The sequence below is a fragment of the Acinetobacter sp. FDAARGOS_724 genome, from assembly GCF_013364475.1.
Taxonomy (GTDB): domain Bacteria; phylum Pseudomonadota; class Gammaproteobacteria; order Pseudomonadales; family Moraxellaceae; genus Acinetobacter; species Acinetobacter variabilis.
In genome coordinates, this window is the sequence record NZ_CP054908.1 from 769802 (window position 1) to 789156 (window position 19355).

The window sequence follows — 19355 nt, forward strand, 5'->3', positions numbered from 1 at the left end:
GGAAATCGCGGTATACTAAGCTAAACCGATGATTCTATTTTAATAGTTACCCCCCATTAAGCGAGATTGTAATGAGTCAACCTGAATCGACTGCCCATGATGTATTACCGGAATGGGTAGATTCGTCGCTCATCAAAGGAATGCTGCGCGGTATCGAGCGTGAGAGCTTGCGTATGCAAAGCAATGGTTTCCTGTCACAGGAACCGCATCCTCATGCCTTAGGTTCAGCTCTGACACATCCGCATATTACGACCGATTATTCTGAAGCCTTGATGGAGTTTATTACTCCACCGAAAGAGAGTATTACTGAAGCCCTCAACTATCTGACTGACATTCATGCCTTTGTACACCGTCATCTGAAAAATGATGAAAAGCTCTGGCCGATGTCTATGCCGTGCATGCTCGACAGTAAGGATGAAAATATCCCGCTGGCGCAATATGGCAGCTCCAATATTGGCTTATTTAAAACGCTGTATCGTCATGGTTTAGGCGTGCGTTATGGTCGCCGTATGCAGACCATTTCCGGGGTTCACTATAATCTGTCTTTCCCGGATCATTTCTTTATAGCGCTACAAGAACAGGAAACTGATGAAGAGCTGCGCGCTTTAAGCTTGCAGGATTATCGCAGCCATCGCTATATGGGGCTGATCCGTAACTTTATTCGTTTAACCCCGTTGGTGATTTTCCTGGTCGGCGCCAGTCCAGCAGTTTGCCAGTGTTTTATGACTGGACGCGATCACCATTTATTCCCGCTGGTACGCGGTACTTTATATACGCCTTATTCGACTGCATTACGGATGGGACGTTTTGGCTACCAGAATTCAGCACAGAAACAGCTGGGTATTCACTACAATAATCTGCAGGATTATCTGGAAGGTCTGCAAAAAGCGGTTAAAACACCGTACAAACAGTTTACCCGTCTGGGTCTGGATGATGCCAATGGTCAGCCAATTCAGATCAATGACCATGTGCTACAGATTGAAAATGAATACTACAGTCTGGTGCGTCCAAAGCAGGTACCTCAAGAAGGCGAAACTCCATCACAAGCCTTGCAAAATCGCGGGATTGGCTATGTCGAGCTGCGTGCTGTCGATGTCAATCCGTATAGCGCGATCGGGATCAATGAAGATACTGCCGGCTTCCTGGAAGTAGTGGCACTGTACTGCTTATTGCAAGACAGCCCGGCGCTGTTGGATGCCGAACAGGAAATCATTGACCAGAATCAGGCTGAAGTGGTCAACCGTGGTCGTGCCTATAACGCTGCGATTATGGAAAATGGCCAGCGCTATATGATTGAAGACTGGTGTAATCTGCATTTGCAACGTATGCAGCCACTGGCTCAATTGCTCGATCAGGCTTATGAAACTAATCTATATAACAATGCTATGCAAGCCATGCAGATCCGTGTTGATGAAGTTGATGCGACCTTGTCAGCCCTGATTGTCGGAGATATCCGTAGTCACAGCAGCATGTGGCAATTTGGCCAGCATTTGGCCCATCAGCATAGCAATCTCTATGAATCACATCGATTAAGCAAAGAAACACTTAAATATTTCAATGAATTGTCACAAAAGTCATTGCAGCAACAACAGCAGCTCGAGCAAGATAACACGATCAGTTTTACTGAATATTTAGCCCAATATCGATAATAAATAAGAGGATTAACCATGCAATGGGGTTATCGCTTCGTGAGTGGTGTGTTGTTTTTGGCATCTGTTGCCGGGATGGCATTTGCTTTGTATCTTGAGCATGGACAGGGGCTGAATCCTTGCCCATTGTGTGTGTTTCAACGAATCGGATTAATCGGACTGGGGATTATCTCCCTGATTGCTTTGCTGCATAATCCGAAATCCAATGCCATGAAGCGTGGTTATGCTTTCTTAGGCTCGCTCAGTATCTTATGGTCAGTCGGTGTCGCTGCACGGCATGTCTGGTTACAGAATCTGCCCCCAGATCGAGTGCCGAGCTGTGGCCCAGGTCTGGATTACTGGCTGGAAACTTTGCCGATGAAATCGGTATTACAGCAGGTACTGAATGGGTCAGGTGAATGTGCTGCCATTGACTGGACGTTCCTGGGGCAATCTTTACCGGTCTGGTCATTGGTGTTCTTCAGTATCTTATTGCTGATCAGCCTGTGGCAATTATTCCGCAAATATCAGACTGCGCCCGTCAAACGTCTAAGAGATAAATACTGATTTTCAAAATCTGAATCAAAAAAAGCCAGTCTACAGACTGGCTTTTTTTATTACTCTCTTAGAGGCGAACCAAATTTTTTACCTTCGATCAGGTCAGGGCAATGCCTTCAATACTGTCCAGATCGGTCACATATTCATGAATTTGCGTATAGGCTTCATCTTCCACACCTGGATAGAACCAGCGCACAATCTGTTCAGCTACCAGTGGATGATACTGAATTTCAAAATGATTTAGGCCATAGAAAATCGCCTTATGGGCATCAGGTACTTTCAGGTCAAAACGCGGATGGGAATGTTCGCCCAAGGCACTTTTGACACTGACCAGATAATCGCCGATCACATTAAGCGTTTTGTTGGTATGGTGTTCAAACTCGATCGTACCTGCCACCAGATAGGCATTGATATGCGCAGGAATCGGTGCAGGTTTACGGTTATCGTCCATAAAGCCAATCCGTACCGGATTATATTCCCAGTCATCATCCCGAACACTGCCATGACGTAAGTCCAGAATCCCGTTACTGCGAATATTCACCACATGTCCCACAATTTTCACTAAAGGAAAATGTCCAATTTTTTCCTGCAAGCTAAAACCAAAACGTTCCAATACCGCACCATGATGCGGTGAACCTAGACAGACCAGATTTTCCACCATCGGAATCCAGTCATAGACATTCTGTTTGCCATAGAATAGGGCACTGCGTGACACCAGACCGCCCATACTGTGTCCGATCAGATCAATACTGGTAATTCCCGGATTACGTTTGACCAGATCTTGCAAGGTATTGGCCAGACTGCGGCCATTGGCTGAAATGCGGCGTCCGGTATTATAGTTCAGGTACAGCATGGTATTATGGTCGCGCTGAGCCAGCAATTTTTCCCCAATACCCGGGTATTTACGAGTTGACCAGTCCAGATGGTTCATGCACAGACCATGCACAAATAGGGTAATGCGTCCGGTTAGCTCACCTTGTTGCAGAGAACCATAATGATCGTAAATAAGCATCGGCAAGGCGAGAGGATTCTGATATTTCAGCAGATAATCGCCAATAATCCCGTTCAGGGCACTGACCATAAAATGCATGGTCGGGGTCAGGGGTTTATTATGTAATTTGGGAAATCTTTCAATAATGCGGCGCAGTCCAGGCGCGATCAGGGTATTGCCATAATGAAAGATCATGTCATAAGACATTTGATACAGACGTACGATATAAGGAATATTCTGGAAAGTTTTGGAATTTTTTTCACTCAGCCCGAATACGCTCATTAAAATTTCACGCTGAATCGATTTAATCAGCTCCTGTACTACATCACTAAAGCGCATGGTGACCAATTGTGCCAGGCCTTCCAGGACATCTGCCTGGCTAAGCGGAGTTCGGTCCCATCGACAATAGGTTTCATGCAATGGCGTTAAACTTGGCATTTGATCCTATCCTTTATATGAGCCGTAGACATCTTTCTTTTTTGAGCACTTCACGGTATAAATTCTTTTTTCAGTATTCTTGATTCTCAATTTATTCGGAATACTCTTAAAATAGCGAGAATTGCATAACATTAAAGGCTTTTTTGTCAGACAATTTAAGCAATTAAGTTAAGCGGTTATAAAATGAAGTGTATTTCACACTTTTAAATTAAATTTTGACATTTTGTTTGTTTTTTATTTATTGCCGATGAATATCATTTACCTGCATGGGTTCAAGAGTAGTAGCAGCTCGATTAAAGGCCAGTTATTGGAACAATACTGTGCCAAGTACCCGGATATTCAGGTGCATTTACCCGATTTGAACATGCCGCCGATGGCTGCAATTCAGAAGATTTCTAAATTGATCCAGTCGATGGATCAGGTGGCATTAGTCGGCAGTAGTCTTGGGGGATTCTATGCGACATATCTGGTCGCTCAAGCGCATGTGCCGGCTGTACTGATCAATCCGGCAATGCGACCATGGCAACTGTTTCGTGAACTGTTTGATGATGAATTGCCCCTGCAGGTTCATCCGAACTGGTGCCTGAATGACGCAGATCTTGGCCAGCTCGAAGCCATGGCACTACCAACTGCGCAAGATGCAGACAAAATATTAGTGCTGTTACAACAAGGCGATGAAGTTTTGGATTATCGTGAAGCACATCGCTATTATAGTTCAGCTCGTCCACCTGCACTGCTAATGACCGAGGCCAATGGCAGCCATGGCATGGATGATTTTGCGGAGAAAATTCCGCTGCTCTTACAGTTTTTATCCGACTGCATAAAAAAGGAAACCGAATAACGTGTCTAAATATACGGCTCAATCTCTTGAAGTTTTATCTGGTCTAGATCCGGTGCGTCGTCGTCCGGGCATGTATACCGATACCTCTCGTCCAAACCACTTGGCGCAGGAAGTGATTGATAATGCGGTCGATGAGGCACTCGCGGGACATGCCAATAAAGTCACGGTCACGGTGTATAAGGATGGTTCATTATCAGTTGAAGATAATGGCCGTGGTATGCCTGTCGATATTCACCCAGAATATGGTCAGAGCGGGATTGAAATTATCCTGACCAAACTGCATGCCGGTGGTAAGTTCAGTACCGATAATTATCAATTTTCTGGCGGTCTGCACGGGGTGGGGATCTCGGTCGTCAACGCGCTTTCTAGCCGCGTAGAAGTTGAAGTTCAGCGTCACGGCAACCTGTATAAAATGGCCTTTGAAAATGGTGAACCGACTGCACCGTTAGAAGTGTTAGAAGGTAAGGCACCGAAACGTGCCACAGGGACAACTGTTCATTTCTGGCCGGAAACCAAATATTTCGATTCTCCAAAATTCGCGCTTAAAGCCCTAAAACATAACTTAAAAGCTAAAGCGGTATTGGCTGCTGGTCTGCAAATTAACTATATCGACCAGATCAATGATGAAAAGATCACCTGGCAGTTTGAAAATGGTCTGGTCGACTATTTGATGGATGAGCTGGAAGACCGTGAAATCATTCCGGCTCCTGCTTTTGTGGCGACAGGTGACGCTGAGCGTGCCAGTGCAGAATTTGCCATCTGCTGGAATGTGGAAGGTGGAGAAAGTATTCAGGAATCCTACGTCAACCTGATTCCAACCGCACAAGGTGGTACTCACGTGAATGGCTTACGTTCTGGCGTGACCGATGCCATGCGTGAGTTCTGCGAACTGCGTAACCTGTTGCCACGGAATATGAAACTGTCTGCAGAAGATGTCTGGGACGGGGTGAACTACATCCTGTCACTGAAATTCCAGGAGCCACAATTCTCTGGTCAGACCAAGGAACGTTTATCCAGCCGTGAAGCTTCAGGCATTGTACAGAATATTGCCAAAGATGCGTTTGCACTGTGGCTGAACCAGAATTCAGACATCGCTATGCAACTGGCAGAAATGGCGATTTCCAAAGCAGGTCGCCGTCTAAAAGCGGCCAAGAAAGTTGAGCGTAAGAAAATTGTCGCTGGTCCAACTTTACCTGGGAAATTGTCAGATTGCGTCGGACATGATCTGGATCAGTCTGAACTGTTTATTGTGGAAGGGGACTCTGCGGGTGGTTCAGCCAAGCAGGCACGGGACAAGAATTTCCAGGCGATTATGCCGATTCGCGGAAAAATTTTAAATACCTGGGAAGTCTCTTCGGATGAAGTGCTGGCCTCTCAGGAAGTTCATAACATTGCAATCGCGATTGGCGTCGATCCAGGTTCAGATGACCTGTCTGAACTGCGTTATGGCAAGATCTGTATTCTTGCCGATGCCGACTCGGATGGCTTGCATATTGCGACTTTGTTATGTGCACTGTTCGTAAAACACTTCCCGATTCTGGTCGAAGAAGGGCATCTGTTTGTGGCGATGCCACCCTTATTCCGTATCGATGATGCTAAAGATGTGCACTATGCGCTGGATGAAGATGAACTGGAAGGCATCCTGAAAAAATGTAAAAGCAAGAACCCGCAAATCACCCGATTCAAAGGTTTAGGTGAAATGAATGCCAGCCAGCTTCGCGAAACGACTTTAGATCCAAATACTCGTCGTCTGGTGCAACTGGATCTGGATGATGTGCACCTGACTTCAGGTTTACTGGATAAACTGCTAGCAAAAAAACGCGCCAGTGACCGTAAAGACTGGTTGGAACAGAAAGGTAATCTGGCAGATATCGTTGTGTAAACTGATTTGCTGCTAATACCTATTAAAAAGCCCGCAATCGCGGGCTTTTTTAACAACTCCATTTAGGACTCAACTTTTAAATAATGCCCATCTGCATAGACATTATGTCCAAAGCCACAACCTGAACTGCCACTGTCCTGTTTTAAAATCACCTGCTGCCCCTGTTTAGGATCAAAAGCAAAATTGAGGTTAATTTTGCAATCATCTGATCGATAGGCCGTTTGATTTTTATTAACAGGCATTGTGGTTTTAAATTCACCTATATTTGGACCATAAATCATGCTATTTAGTCCCATATATAACCCATTAAAATGAATCTGATAAGAATTTTTAATCCGTTTGACTTGAATGGTATTCCAGTGACCAAAGCCAGCATGCTGTATATAGATGCCAGCCAAGTTTTGAGTTTTTTGCGGGGGAGGAAGCTGTTTTAAATTAAATTGACTGCTTTTGGCCTGAGGAAAGACTGAAAACCAGGCCCGTGCCCATTGTGGCTTTCCTGATTTAAAATAGCTTAAGCCGACATTATTAAAAGCAGTGGTAATGGCATTTTCGGAAAAAGATACATCGCTATTTTCACTATGCATTGCACAAAAGGCAGACCAGGAAGCTTGCTGTTGAAATTGTCCTAGCGCATTTTGATACTGTTTCTGATCATAAAATTTTCTTCCCGAGTTGGCATAGCTTTTCACCTTGGCACATTCGGATCGGAGTTCAGTTTCAAAGTCTGAATTGGCGAAACTAAAACTACTCAGAGGGAGAGAGGTGGTCCCACTTGTTTGAACAACTAAAAGCGTATTTATAAGTGATATTCCGCTCTAGTTAAGCCACCTTGTTTTGTTGGGGTAGCTGATCATAGTAAAACTCATTTGGTGTCATTTTGTCTAGACTCGAATGAGGTCGTTTCAAATTATAAAACTCAAAATATGCACTTAATTGCTTTTTCGCATCTGTGACACTGCTATAAGCTTTGAGATACACCTCTTCATATTTAACGCTCCGCCATAATCGTTCAACCATCACATTATCTACCCATCGACCTTTACCATCCATACTGATTTGAATGCCATTTGATTTCAATACATCAATAAATGCATCACTGGTGAACTGACTGCCTTGGTCTGTATTCAATATTTCAGGTGATCCATATTTTTCAATCGCTTCATTTAAAACCGAAATACAAAAATCCACATCCATACTAATCGATACCCTATGCGCAAGTACCTTGCGGCTATGCCAATCAATCACAGCACATAAATAAACAAAGCCTTTTGCCATAGGAATATACGTTATATCCGTAGACCACACTTGATTACTGCGCAGAATAGCCAACCCTTTGAGCAGATATGGATATTTACGGTGAGCTTGATTAGCCTGGCTTAAATTTGGTTTGCAATATAACGCCTGAATACCCATTTTCTTCATTAAAGTACGTGTATGACGTCGTCCTATATGATGCCCTTGACGATTCAACAAATCACGCATCATACGACTGCCTGCAAAAGGATATTGCATATGTAATTCATCAATACATCGCATCAGCTTCAGATCTGATGAGCTAACAGGTTTTGGGCGATAATAATAACAACCACGGGAGACTTTCAGCAGCTTAGCTTGCTTAGATACTGAAATCTGAAGTGAGTCGTCGATTAACTTTTGTGGTTGAAGCGGCCCAGTTTCTTCAACACACCTTCTAAAAAATCAATTTCTAATGCCTGCTCACCGATTTTTGCATGTAACTTTTTAAGATCAATGGGGGGTTCTGATGGAGCTTTTGATTGATCGAAAGCTTGCGAGGAAGCTGAGATCAATTGATTTTTCCAGTCAATAATTTGGTTTTGATGAACATCAAATTCAGCACTCAATTCAGCAAGTGTTTTTTCTGCTTTAATCGCAGCAAGTGCTACCTTAGCTTTAAAATCATTTGAATGATTTCTTCTTGGTCTACGTGCCATAAAATACTCCATATATTGATGTTTATAACATCATTTGAGGAGCAGAATATCACTTATAGGAGTTGTTCAAATTTACGGATCCATCTCTGGAGAATACTGATAAAGATAAGCCATTTATTCATAATTTTACTCAACTGACATTATTCTGGTTTTAATAGAAAATTTTATCTATCCGCAATTTTTCTAACAGATTATTGACCTGTTTATATTAAGTTTTACATAAAAAATAAAATATTTTGGTTTAGTTCAGGTTGAGTTGCATTAATACCAGATCGCGCCATTGTCCAAATTTCTGTCCAACTTCCGGCATATAACCGGTTTGTTTAAAGCCTAATTTCTCATGTAAGGCAATCGATGCCTGATTTTCATGGTCAATGGCACCGACCATAACATGGATTGCATTTTGCTGGGCATGTTCAATCAGCTTGAGCATCAGGGCTTTGCCCAGACCTTGCCCAATAAAATCTGCATGAAGAAAGACAGAATGTTCAACAGTGTGTTTAAAGCCCTGGATGGGCCGAAAAGTAGAATAATCCGCATAACCTGCAATTTGCTTGGATGCTGAATGTTCAGCCACCAATAAAGGAAATTGCTGAGCACTTAATTCACTTAGCATGTTCTGAAAATCCTGAATTGTCTTTGGCGTGCTATTCCAGGTTGAGGTTCCGTATAAGATTTCAGCATTGTAGATCGGGAGTAGATGTTCCAGATCTTGAATTTGAGCAGGACGAATAATAAAGCTCATAAGCAGATGCCAAAAAAGAAAGAGAATATCTAACCATAACCTGAATTTAGGCAATAAAAAAGCAGAACCGAAGTCCTGCTTTATTCATTCTAAAAACTTAGAAGTGGTATTTAACCAATGCGCTGACATCGTGTTGATCAACGTCAGTACCAAATTTGTTATTCCAAATAGAATGTTCAATACCGAGGTAAAGTTTAGTCTCAGGAGAGATATGCTTACCAACGTTCCATTTGTATTGTGAAGTCCAGTTCAATTCGCTTTTGTGATCAGGACCTTCAGCGGTTGACCAGTCCAGGAAAGCATCTGCCAGGAATTCTTCGCCACCAATTTTAAATGGAACTGCATAAGTGATCGTCATTTGATAATCATCTTTTTGCAGGTCATTGTCAGCTTTGTAGAAGTTAATATTTGCATAGCTAGTATATGGAATATTAAGTGCAAAACCGATCCCGTATAGGTAGTTATTAAAGTCACTCGCACCGCTATTGCCCTCCCAAGTAGTGGCAATAAGTACGTCTTTAATTGGGCCAAGTTCAAGCTTTTGACCAGTGACTGCACCTAAACTTAAACGCGGTGCAACTTCGAAGTAAGTTTCATTACCGAAGTCATTATTGGTACGGTCAGCAAAGGCGAAGATATCACCATATTTTAAACCAGCTGCATATTCAGCAGTAATGGTTGATTGATCAATTTTTTCATTACCCGCTGCAAATGGTGCTTTATAGTTTTCACCATATAAAGCTGACAAACTAAAATCTTGCCAAACTGCTGCCTGAGTGAAAGCTGCTGTTGAAGCTAATGCACAAAGTGCCGCGATTTGTGTAAATTTCATTTAAATATCTCCCCCGAGAAAGCAGCTTAAGGATACAGATTAATAAGTAAAAATAAAGTCAAAATTGATCGCTGACAGAAATATTTCATCGTCTTGAGCTGATGATAATTTGAGATATTGGGAGAAGAAGGTTTATAGGATATTTAAATGAAGTTAAGTTTTTATATTTAAATTAGATCTCTTGCGAAAGTCATTATTGCAAGTTTATCCGGTTTACGAGTGCAGCAATTAAGTTAATGCGTAAACCGAATCTTTTCCGTCTATTTTGATGGCGTTCACTTAATATTCTAAATGTTTTCAATTGACTATTGATGTGTTCGATCACAACTCGTATTTTTTCCAAGCATTTTATTGTACTTTTTCTCAGCATCAAATAAAGGTAACTTCTTCTTTTTCTTGATTGGCATCAATAACTTAAATCCCTCTTGTTCTAATCCATAGTACCCTAAATCCGTCAGAACATATTCACAATGTTTAAACTTCTTAACCGTTTTTCTTGCCAGTTTAATATCATGCTGACTGCCATTTGATACATCGATCCCTATGATTTGTTTGCTCTGCGGATGATAAATCACTTGGGTTTTTAGTGTATGTTTCTTCTTTTTACCACTGTAGAACTTATTCTGGTTTTTTTTCGGGCGTTCTATTGAACATTCTGTCGCATCAATAATGACCCAGTTAAAGTGTTCGTCTGCTGTGGTAATACTTCGTTTTGGCAGTAAAACATCTCGATTTCATCAAAGCATCTTCAACCTTTTTAATGGTTCGACTCACATTACTTTCAGCGATATGGTAGTATGCCGCCAATTCTAGTTGAGTGCTGTAGTTGCGTAAGTAATTGAGCGTTAATAACAACTGATCCTCTATAGCTAAAGTATGAGGACGACCTGATTTCTTTTTAAGTGATTCTGCTTTTTCTAAAACATCGACCATTTCAGTAAAAACTTATCGAGGTACGCCAACCAAGCGTTTGAATTCAGAATCTGAAAAACGATTTAATTTCTGATATCTCATGAAATTTATATTGAGGTGGTTTTTACTTTCGCAAGAGGTCTATTAATTTTAAGAATAGAAACTCAATTTTGAAGCTGGTTAAAGTAAAGACATAGATCCTCTATGAACAGGGCAAAGACTGCTTTAATTTTGGGAAAGTCATGTGAATAGTATTTCGATTGTCCCAAATCTGGAAGGTCAATCATGATCCGGTAAGCAGTTGTCACGATCGGTTGTCCTTTTGCTAAAAAAATCAAAATATCACTTGCATATTTTCAACAGAGGACCGATATTCGAAGTAATAGGAACACGGTTCTGCAGACTCAAAAATGTGTTCATCATTCAATCTGGAGGGTTTTATCCAAAGCGATTTGAAGATGTGAAATGCAATATAAAACAGCAAGCTATACACGTGCCAAGATAAAAATTCTGCACTAAAAAGTTAAAATGATTTGAGGATGGTATTTTATGAACATTGAACTCCGTACCGATAAAAACATTCGCAATAGTGATCGTCTAATTACTTACGTTCGTACCGAATTAAATCAGGAATTCCAGCGCCACAGTGAGCGTATTACCCATTTCTCAGTGCATCTTAGCGATGAAAATGCCGCCAAAGGAGGCGATGACGATATTCGCTGCATGATCGAAGCACGTCCTGCCGGCTTGAAGCCAATTGTCGTGAACCATCATGGTCATAATGTTGATACTGCCATTCATGGTGCTATTGACCGTTTAAAACGCAGTCTGGAACATGTGATTGAGAAAAAAGATAACGTACGTAGCACTCCGCTAAAACTTGCGGAAGAAGATACAGGTACAGATCTAGAACAATAAATAATTCGCAGATGAAAAAGGCCCTACGGGGCTTTTTTCAATTTTAGATAAAATAAACGAATGAGAACAAAACAAATCCTGCTTTATTCGGCATAATAGTGAAAAACGAATTTGAAGTGAGCTTCATCATGTTAACTGCGCAACAACAGCTTTTTGTGCAAGCACTCGAAGAACTTAATCTGGGTCAGGTCAAACAGCTTTTGGCAGATGGACTTAACCCGAATTTTATTGATCTGGAAAAAGGCCCAGTCATTTCCATCTGGTCGGATGGTCTGTTCAAATGGTGGGAAGAAGTGTGCGAAGCTTATGAAGCGGGTAGTCCATTAACTGCCGAAGAAAAACAGCAACGTCTGGACGTACATTTACAGATTCTGGAAGCACTGATCCAGGCCAAAGTCAATTTGCATCTCTGGGATGCTGAAGAAGTTTATGGCCCACTTTGGGATGCGGCCAGTGCAGCCTGTGTACCTGCAGTGCAGCGCCTATTAGAAGAAAAAGTCAATCCAAACAGCAAGGATGAAGAAGGATTAACCATTCTGTCATCGATTAGTGATTTATTCTTTGATTGTGATTTTGATGAAATTAACTGGGCAGAAGCACTGGAAGAAGAAAAACAGACCCTAGAATTATTGCGTAGTCATGGCGCAAAAATGACCAAGGAATTACATTAAATTTTAAGAAAGAGCTCCAGCAAGATGAAGACAACTTTAAGAATATTGGGTTTGATGGCACTGATGGGTGTGAGTGCACAGCTTTGTGCAGCAGTAGAGTTTGACCGACCAGGTGAAGGTCTGGGCACCAGTACAGTTCCAGTGGGTCAGTTAGCTTGGGAACAGGGTTTACCGAGTTTCTCTTATAGCGAAGCGACTGTGGATGGAAGCAAGCTGAAACAAACCACTTTAAATGCCGATGTCTTGTTGCGTACCGGTTTGACTGATGATCTGGAATTACGTTTAGGCTGGGCCGGTCCGGCTTGGTCACAAACCAAGTTCAATGGCCAGACTGAAGAGGATGATGGCCTGGGCGATGTCAGTATTGGCCTGAAAAAAGCCATTGATCTGGATGATGAAAAACTCAGTATGGCGCTGATGGCTGAAGCCATTATTGCCACAGGTAATGCTAATTTTAGCAATGAAGAAGATATTTACAGTCTGAGCTCAGCAGTTGCTTATCAATATAATGATTTGGTGAATACTGCACTGACCATGCGTTATGAATGGCAGGATAGCAACTGGGCGATTACTGCGATTCCGACTTTAGGCTATCAGATTGCTGATCGCTGGTCAGGTTATTCAGAACTGATCTATCGCAAAGCCGAAAGTCAGGATAATGAATATGCGCTAGGCACTGGCGTCATGTATGCATTGAATGATCAGGTACAACTTGATGCCAGTGTCGGGGTGGATCTGGAAGGTCAAAATAAAGGTTACTTCTCAGGCTTGGGCGTATCGTTCCTATTCTAAGCTGCTCTTATTTCGATATGACCAAAGTACTACGGTTTAAGATCGGGAGAAAAGTATTTTCTCCAGTCTTATTGGGCACAGTGTTGCTTAGCAATATTGCTCAGGCAGAAGCACCTTTGCTTTCGCCTGAGCAGGCTTTCCCTCTGAGTATCAGTTCAGTCACTCAGCAACAGGCTGAACTTAGCTGGGAAATTCCGCAAAACTATTATCTTTATCAGCATAAGGTAGAGCTAAAGCAGGGAAGTCAGCCGATGACCTTGCAATTACCACCCGCTGAAGATCTATATGATGAAAACTATGGTCATACCCAGGTTTATTATCAGCAATTAAAAGTTCAGATTCCGACACAGGCGGGTCAAACTTATCAGGTCAGCTGGCAAGGCTGTGCCAAAGACAGGCTTTGTTATCCTCCTCAAACCATTGAATTCAAGACTGACTTATCCGGTCTGGTGCAATCTGAATCTACTAGCTCGGGTAATAAAAGGTTACTAGATCTAAGCAGCTCTTCCTCGCAACACAACCGGATTATGGCAAATTCTGCTGATGATCTAGAATCAGGAAATACAGACAGCAAAATCGTCGAAGTCATTTCTACACGATCCAGCAGCGACTCGGCACAAGATCAGCAATGGTCTGCACGTCTCGCTGAAAGTTCGCTAGCTTATGGATTACTATTGTTTTTTGGCTTGGGCATTTTGCTGGCATTTACGCCATGCTCTTTGCCGATGCTGCCAATTCTGACTTCACTGATTGTTCGTGATAGCAAAGGCATCAAGGCTTGGATGATTGCCCTAAGCTTTGTAAGCAGTATGGCCACAGTCTATGCGGTACTGGGCTTGATCGCGTCTTCAGCCGGACTCAACTTTCAGCGCTGGTTACAGCAACCTGCCACCCTGATGGCATTTAGTGCACTATTTGTGGTATTTGCCCTCAACCTGTTTGGCCTGTTTGAAATTAAAATGCCACAGCGTTTGACACAGCGTCTGGACCGGGTTCAGGCGATGCAGCAAGGGGGAACTCTGGTCAGCGCTGCGGTCATGGGATCTGTTTCTGCCTTGCTGGTCGGGCCTTGTATGACGGCACCATTAGCCGGTGCATTATTATTTATTTCCCAGACCCAGAACCAATGGCAAGGCGCAGTGCTCCTATTTACTTTAGGTTTCGGTATGGGTACCCCGTTGCTGCTGGCCAGTATTATGGGGGCACGCATTCTACCCCGAGCCGGGCACTGGATGAATCAGGTGAAAGTGCTTTTTGCTTTCATCATGCTGGCTCTGGCCTTGTATTTTATCCGTCCGTTGATTTCAGAAGCTGCATTGCAGTGGCTGTCGCTAGGGCTGGGCTTAAGCTTTGTTGCCTATGTTCTAGCACGATTATTCTGGAAAAATACCGGACTGCGCTGGCTTTATATCATCTGTTTGGCTATCGCCGTGCCTTATATTACATATAGTCAGTATCAACATAGTCAGCGCTTTTTTGTTGAAACTGCCCAACAACAGGCGAGTTGGCATATAGCAAAAACAGCTACTGAATTTGAACAGTTACTGGCTACAGTACCGAAAGGGCAGAAGGTCATTATTGATGTCTATGCTGATTGGTGTGTGGCCTGTCAGCCGATTGAACATAAAGTATTAAAGGCAGCTGCTGTTCAGCAGGCCTTAGCCCCTTATTTTCTGATCAAGCTTGATCTTAGTCAGTATGATACTACCCATCAGACTTTACTTAACCGATGGGAAATTCTGGGACCACCGACTTATTTATTTCTCGATACTAAGCAGCAGGAGATTCGCAGCTTACGTTTGACCGGCGCATTTAATGAAGCAGAATTGTTGGCACAGCTACAGCGTTTAGAGCAGCTCTAGCATTCACTTTAAAGCTTTTCGGGTACATGCTTTAAAGTGAATAAAGCCGAAAATATCAGGCTGGTTGAACTTTCAAAGGTTCCAGATAAGATTTTACCTGATTCCGTCCATTGGCTTTGGCCTGATAAAGGGCCTGATCGGCCTGGCTCAGGAGTTGCTGCGGGCGTAATTCTGGTTTTGAAATAGCAATACCAAAGCTGGCAGTCACCGGAATTAACTGTCCTTCATCACTAAAAATCTGTAGTTGCTGGATCGCGCTTCGGCAACGCTCTGCAACCTGCTGAGCTTTTTCCAGGCTGGAATTATTCAGGACCAGAATAAATTCTTCACCACCGAACCGGCCCACCACATCACTTTCACGTAATTGCTGGTTCAGTACCGCACTGACTTGTACCAGTGTTTCATCGCCCTTGTGATGTCCATAGTAGTCATTGATCTTTTTAAAATGATCCAGATCCAGCAGCACCAGGGCATAGTTAAAAGTCGCAGTACTATTTAACTGATCCAGACACTGATTAATGCTGCAGCGATTAAACAAGTTGGTCAAGGGATCAATCTGGCTGAGATGGTTAATCAGCTGTTCACGATAGCGCCATTGACTGAGTAAAATCTCAAATAAAATCATACAGACAGCAAGAATCGGCAGGATAAAATACAGCATTGATAATAGCCAGAAGCTATTATGGAAAAACTGGTCCTGAATATTAAAGAGTGGTGAATAAGGCAGTTGTTGGTTAAAGCTTAAATAGGCACAAGTCACCAGAAACAGTGAGGCCGGAATCAGCATGCTATAGATCAGTCTCCGGTGAAACAGGACCAGTCCTACCGTCATCAGGCAGACATAGGCAATTGTGGCTCCGGACTAATCATGCCTACGATATACGCATCCCGACACAGGGAAACCACAAAGATACCCACTGCCAGATAGGGAAAATATCGTTCTATTAGCGCATTGCCCTGAAATTTATAACAGGGATAAATCAAAAGAACCAGCGCCAGTAAAAACAGGCCATTCATGTGAACCTGGGAACGAACAACGTCAATATGGACATGCTGCCAGTATTGTGGATGTGACAGGACAAACAGATCCCAACTTAGCCAGCTTATATGTATGCCACAGCCAAGTGCCAGCATCAGGATACACTTTTTCAAAATCCCCCAGTTCATCACTACTTCATCTTCGATCAGATATTTCTTGAGTCGATGATTCTGGAATTTTTGTAATATTGCTGACATTCGCTTCATACAACAGGTCTGACCTTTATTGTTATTGCTAAGTTTTTAAAAGATAGAAAAAAAATATTGCTTTAATTAGACTTCTTGCGTTAGTCAAAATTTAAACAACCCAAAGCTACATTTTATAAGGTTTTAGCCAATTCAAAAATTAGGTAAAACGCTACTTTCGCAAGAGGTCTATTATTTACAGAAATACAACATAAAATTAATTCATTGATAATCAGTAATATTTATCAAAAATTAAAAAAAAGGAGAAAAATTAAGTTGGGAATTTATTGTTCTAAATACGCAATGAAGTGTTTTATTTAAACCCATTATTTCATTATTTAAAATTTATTAAGCTATGTCTATTCCCGAACAATGAACGGACCAAATTAAGCAATGAAAATTTTACAGATCGATTCCAGTATTTTAGGTGATGCCTCTATTTCCCGTCAGTTGACTCAAGCTATTGTGGGACAGCTTCAACAGAAACATGGTGAAGCAGTTGAGCTCGAATATCTGGACTTGGCTGCACAGCCGATTCCACATTTAACTGCTGAAATTTTGATGGGTCAGAATCTTGAGCAGGCGGCTTTAGGTGAACAGATTTTACAGCAGTACTTACAGGCGGATATCGTGGTAGTTGGGGCCGCTATGTATAACTTCGGCCTACCTTCTACCTTAAAAGCCTGGATTGACCGCATTAGTGTGGCAGGGCGTACTTTTAAATATACAGAAAATGGCCCAGTGGGTCTGGCAGGTGAAAAGAAAGTCTATATTGCCAGTAGCCGTGGTGGTGTTTATGGCGAACAAAGCCCAGTCGATTTCCAGGAAGCTTTCCTGAAAACTGTATTTAACTTTACTGGCGTAACTGATGTGCACGTGATTCGTGCTGAAGGCGTCAATATGGGCGATGCTGCGAAAAAGCAGGCGATTGAAACTGCGATGGCGCAGGTAAGCCAGATCTAAAAAGCGATAGATAATCAATGAACAGAAAAGGTCAGCAATCGCTGACCTTTTTTATGGCTTCTTTTAAATTTCTAGTCTTGATCTAGACGATGGGCAAATTCCGAAAGATCCGCCAGCGCTTGTCGGGCCTCTTCAAACCAGGCACTAAACATCTGAAAATTATGCCACATGCCGGTATATAACTTGAATTCAACCTCGACACCCGCCTGTTCCGCTTTTTCCTTGAAGCGTGTGGCATCATCCAGCAGAATCTCTTTAGATCCCACCTGTATATGTATCGGCGGCAAACCACTGAGATCGGCAAAAAATGGGGAAATCTCTGGATCACCACGATCCATTGCACTCGGTACATAATACTGAATCCCGGTTTTCAGGGTTTCAATCGACAGCAGGGCATCATGTTTCTGATTATAGCGTAGTGATTCACTGGTCAGGGTCAGATCAAGGAAAGGGGAAAGTAGAATTAGCCCACTCACTTGGGGCAGGCCTTCCTGCTGTAATTTGAGTGCCAATGCCAACGCCAGATTAGCACCACACGAATCTCCGGACAGAATAATATCCTTAGCCTGAATGCCCTGATCTAATAACAGATTATAGACATCAAATAGGGCCTCCAAAGGTTCAGGATAAGCAGATTCAGGAGCCAGAGGATAATCAATATGCAGTACCTGCATCTGGGTGCGAGCGGCAATCTGGGTCATAAAGGCACGATGGGTATTTAAGGAACCGAGATAAAAAGCACCACCATGAATATGGAAAATCAGCTGGCTGGATTCCTGCTGTGGTTTGATTTCCTCGGCATGTACACCTGCCAGCCGGAGCGAACGGATTTGTACGGATTTATCTTGCGGAAAAATCTTGCACATCTGCTCCAGTGCGACCCGTAAGGAGCTTGGAGGAAGATTGAACCGACTAGGCGCGCGGATGGTCGCTTTTAAAAGACTTTCTGTAATTAATTGTTTCGTCACGGGGCTCATCTTCATCTTCTTTCCATCTTTTTCTGCTTTTATTGACTATGTTGATTATTTACCAACAATATTTACAAGGTTACACTAAATAGTCACAGGTAAAAATTGCAAAAATGTTGTGACTTTTTAATACTACATCGGTCTATCTCAGACTAGGGAAATGAAGAAAAATGAAAAAAATTACGCTAATGTTAGGACTACTCGGCTTATCTGCGCTGGCCAATGCTGCAGATCCTTTAAATGGTACCGTTTGGAAAACGATTGACGACGAAACCAAGCAACCAAAGGCTATAGTAAAATTTACTGAGCAAAAAAATGGGACATTATCTGCAAGCATCCAATCGGTATTAACACCGGGTGAAGAAAATGCTTGTACAAAATGTGAAGGTCCGTATCACAATAAATCGCTGAAAGGTTTGACGATTGTGAAAGGCCTGAAAAATACAGGCGGAACCAGCTATGACAGTGGTTCGATCCTAGATCCAAAATCTGGTAAAACTTACAAATTGAAAGGCAACCTGACAGATGGTGGTAAGAAGCTTGAGCTACGCGGTTATATCGGCGTGTCTGCTTTAGGTCGTAACCAGACCTGGATTCGTGCCAAATAATGGATCAGAACCGTTCTCTAAAAACTACCATAAAAAAAGCCTGACCTCTGTCAGGCTTTTTTTATTCTTCCCATTTATCGAACGATTAGTCTTTTAACTCCCGATAAGCGGCTTCGTCAAAACCAGCGATAAAACCAGTTGCGGTCTGTAATACCGGACGTTTGATTAAGCTGGTATGAGTAGTTAAAGTGGTAATCAGATTATTTTCATTGGCAAGCGCATTTTCCTGCTCTTCAGTAGTAAGTTTACGCCAGGTAGTGCCTTTCTTATTCAGGACTACATCCTGACCCAAGGCATCCAGCCAGGTTTTGATGGTTTCTGCATCGATGCCCTGTTTTTTATAATCATGAAATTCATAACTCAGACCTTGCTCAGTCAGCAGATCAAAGGCTTTCTTCATCGAACTACAATTTTTAATTCCGTAAATTTTTAACATAGCTGCCATCTAAAAAATTTAAATCATGAACTAGCTTAACCAAATTGGCAGCAGCAGACCATGCAAAAGCAAATGAAAAAAAGGAAAAAATTTTAAATAGCAGAAAAGTCATGTCATCAAAATGACATCAA

At 42.4% G+C, this 19355-nt stretch carries 17 protein-coding genes and 2 pseudogenes; 10 read left to right on the forward strand and 9 right to left on the reverse strand.

Annotated features, from left to right (window positions below):
• The first annotated feature begins 71 nt into the window (after positions 1-71).
• Both gshA and FOC32_RS04990 read left to right on the forward strand, forming a co-directional pair.
• Entirely contained in the window at positions 72-1649 is a 1578-nt protein-coding gene (gene gshA, locus FOC32_RS04985) for a glutamate--cysteine ligase (RefSeq protein WP_004781436.1), read from the forward strand.
• An 18-nt stretch (positions 1650-1667) separates the two neighbouring features.
• Complete coding sequence (locus FOC32_RS04990) at positions 1668-2195, forward strand: disulfide bond formation protein B (RefSeq protein ID WP_004781437.1); 528 nt, start codon at positions 1668-1670, stop codon at positions 2193-2195.
• 88 nt (positions 2196-2283) lie between these two features.
• On the opposite strand, the gene FOC32_RS04995 is transcribed toward FOC32_RS04990, so the two are convergent.
• Positions 2284-3615, reverse strand: coding sequence for an alpha/beta hydrolase (locus FOC32_RS04995; protein ID WP_104426752.1), 1332 nt, complete (start codon positions 3613-3615; stop codon positions 2284-2286).
• A 247-nt stretch (positions 3616-3862) separates the two neighbouring features.
• On the opposite strand from FOC32_RS04995, the gene FOC32_RS05000 reads away from it, so the two are divergent.
• Together FOC32_RS05000 and parE are read left to right on the forward strand one after the other, a co-directional pair.
• Positions 3863-4456, forward strand: coding sequence for a YqiA/YcfP family alpha/beta fold hydrolase (locus tag FOC32_RS05000; RefSeq protein ID WP_005232728.1), 594 nt, complete (start codon positions 3863-3865; stop codon positions 4454-4456).
• Between the two features lies 1 nt (position 4457).
• Positions 4458-6338: a DNA topoisomerase IV subunit B gene (gene parE / locus FOC32_RS05005; protein WP_005232726.1), complete on the forward strand. Its 1881-nt coding sequence runs from the start codon at positions 4458-4460 to the stop codon at positions 6336-6338.
• A 62-nt stretch (positions 6339-6400) separates the two neighbouring features.
• Here the strand turns inward: parE and FOC32_RS05010 are convergent, their stop codons facing one another.
• The 5 genes and pseudogenes from FOC32_RS05010 to FOC32_RS05030 all read right to left on the reverse strand — a co-directional run bounded on the left by FOC32_RS05010 (position 6401) and on the right by FOC32_RS05030 (position 10884).
• On the reverse strand, positions 6401-7141 hold the full coding sequence (locus FOC32_RS05010) for a hypothetical protein (protein ID WP_392388431.1): 741 nt from the start codon (positions 7139-7141) through the stop codon (positions 6401-6403).
• 19 nt (positions 7142-7160) lie between these two features.
• Positions 7161-8305 (reverse strand): IS3 family transposase gene (locus FOC32_RS05015; protein WP_122959110.1). Its coding sequence is split into 2 segments (ribosomal slippage): positions 7161-8041 and positions 8041-8305, totalling 1146 coding nucleotides; the frame shifts between segments, so codons are not numbered across the junction.
• A 229-nt stretch (positions 8306-8534) separates the two neighbouring features.
• Complete coding sequence (locus FOC32_RS05020) at positions 8535-9038, reverse strand: GNAT family N-acetyltransferase (protein WP_004781446.1); 504 nt, start codon at positions 9036-9038, stop codon at positions 8535-8537.
• Positions 9039-9135: 97 nt separating this feature from the next.
• Positions 9136-9870, reverse strand: coding sequence for an outer membrane protein OmpK (locus FOC32_RS05025; protein WP_004781448.1), 735 nt, complete (start codon positions 9868-9870; stop codon positions 9136-9138).
• A 193-nt stretch (positions 9871-10063) separates the two neighbouring features.
• A pseudogene (locus FOC32_RS05030) lies at positions 10064-10884 on the reverse strand (IS5 family transposase).
• Positions 10885-11331: 447 nt separating this feature from the next.
• Between FOC32_RS05030 and FOC32_RS05040 the strand changes: the two are divergent.
• The 4 genes from FOC32_RS05040 to dsbD all read left to right on the forward strand — a co-directional run bounded on the left by FOC32_RS05040 (position 11332) and on the right by dsbD (position 15025).
• Entirely contained in the window at positions 11332-11700 is a 369-nt protein-coding gene (locus FOC32_RS05040) for an HPF/RaiA family ribosome-associated protein (protein ID WP_005232722.1), read from the forward strand.
• Positions 11701-11828: 128 nt separating this feature from the next.
• Positions 11829-12371: an ankyrin repeat domain-containing protein gene (locus FOC32_RS05045; protein ID WP_004781453.1), complete on the forward strand. Its 543-nt coding sequence runs from the start codon at positions 11829-11831 to the stop codon at positions 12369-12371.
• 24 nt (positions 12372-12395) lie between these two features.
• A complete protein-coding gene (locus tag FOC32_RS05050) occupies positions 12396-13163 on the forward strand; it encodes a transporter (protein ID WP_005232720.1) in 768 nt (255 codons plus the stop codon).
• Between the two features lie 17 nt (positions 13164-13180).
• Complete coding sequence (dsbD, locus tag FOC32_RS05055) at positions 13181-15025, forward strand: protein-disulfide reductase DsbD (protein WP_004781456.1); 1845 nt, start codon at positions 13181-13183, stop codon at positions 15023-15025.
• A gap of 55 nt (positions 15026-15080) precedes the next feature.
• Here dsbD and FOC32_RS05060 read toward each other — a convergent pair.
• Positions 15081-16270 (reverse strand): annotated as a pseudogene (locus FOC32_RS05060) (GGDEF domain-containing protein).
• A gap of 372 nt (positions 16271-16642) precedes the next feature.
• Between FOC32_RS05060 and FOC32_RS05070 the strand changes: the two are divergent.
• The gene (locus FOC32_RS05070; RefSeq protein ID WP_005232710.1) at positions 16643-17212 is read left to right on the forward strand and encodes an FMN-dependent NADH-azoreductase; all 570 of its coding nucleotides are present in this window, start codon (positions 16643-16645) and stop codon (positions 17210-17212) included.
• A 71-nt stretch (positions 17213-17283) separates the two neighbouring features.
• Here FOC32_RS05070 and FOC32_RS05075 read toward each other — a convergent pair whose 3' ends face one another.
• Positions 17284-18195: an alpha/beta hydrolase gene (locus FOC32_RS05075; protein WP_005232708.1), complete on the reverse strand. Its 912-nt coding sequence runs from the start codon at positions 18193-18195 to the stop codon at positions 17284-17286.
• 155 nt (positions 18196-18350) lie between these two features.
• On the opposite strand from FOC32_RS05075, the gene FOC32_RS05080 reads away from it, so the two are divergent.
• Positions 18351-18788 carry a DUF2147 domain-containing protein gene (locus FOC32_RS05080; RefSeq protein ID WP_004781465.1) on the forward strand — a complete coding sequence of 146 codons (438 nt, stop codon included), beginning with the start codon at positions 18351-18353 and terminating at the stop codon, positions 18786-18788.
• Between the two features lie 85 nt (positions 18789-18873).
• Here FOC32_RS05080 and FOC32_RS05085 read toward each other — a convergent pair whose 3' ends face one another.
• Positions 18874-19224 carry a Spx/MgsR family RNA polymerase-binding regulatory protein gene (locus FOC32_RS05085; protein ID WP_005232706.1) on the reverse strand — a complete coding sequence of 117 codons (351 nt, stop codon included), beginning with the start codon at positions 19222-19224 and terminating at the stop codon, positions 18874-18876.
• Positions 19225-19355: the final 131 nt, after the last annotated feature.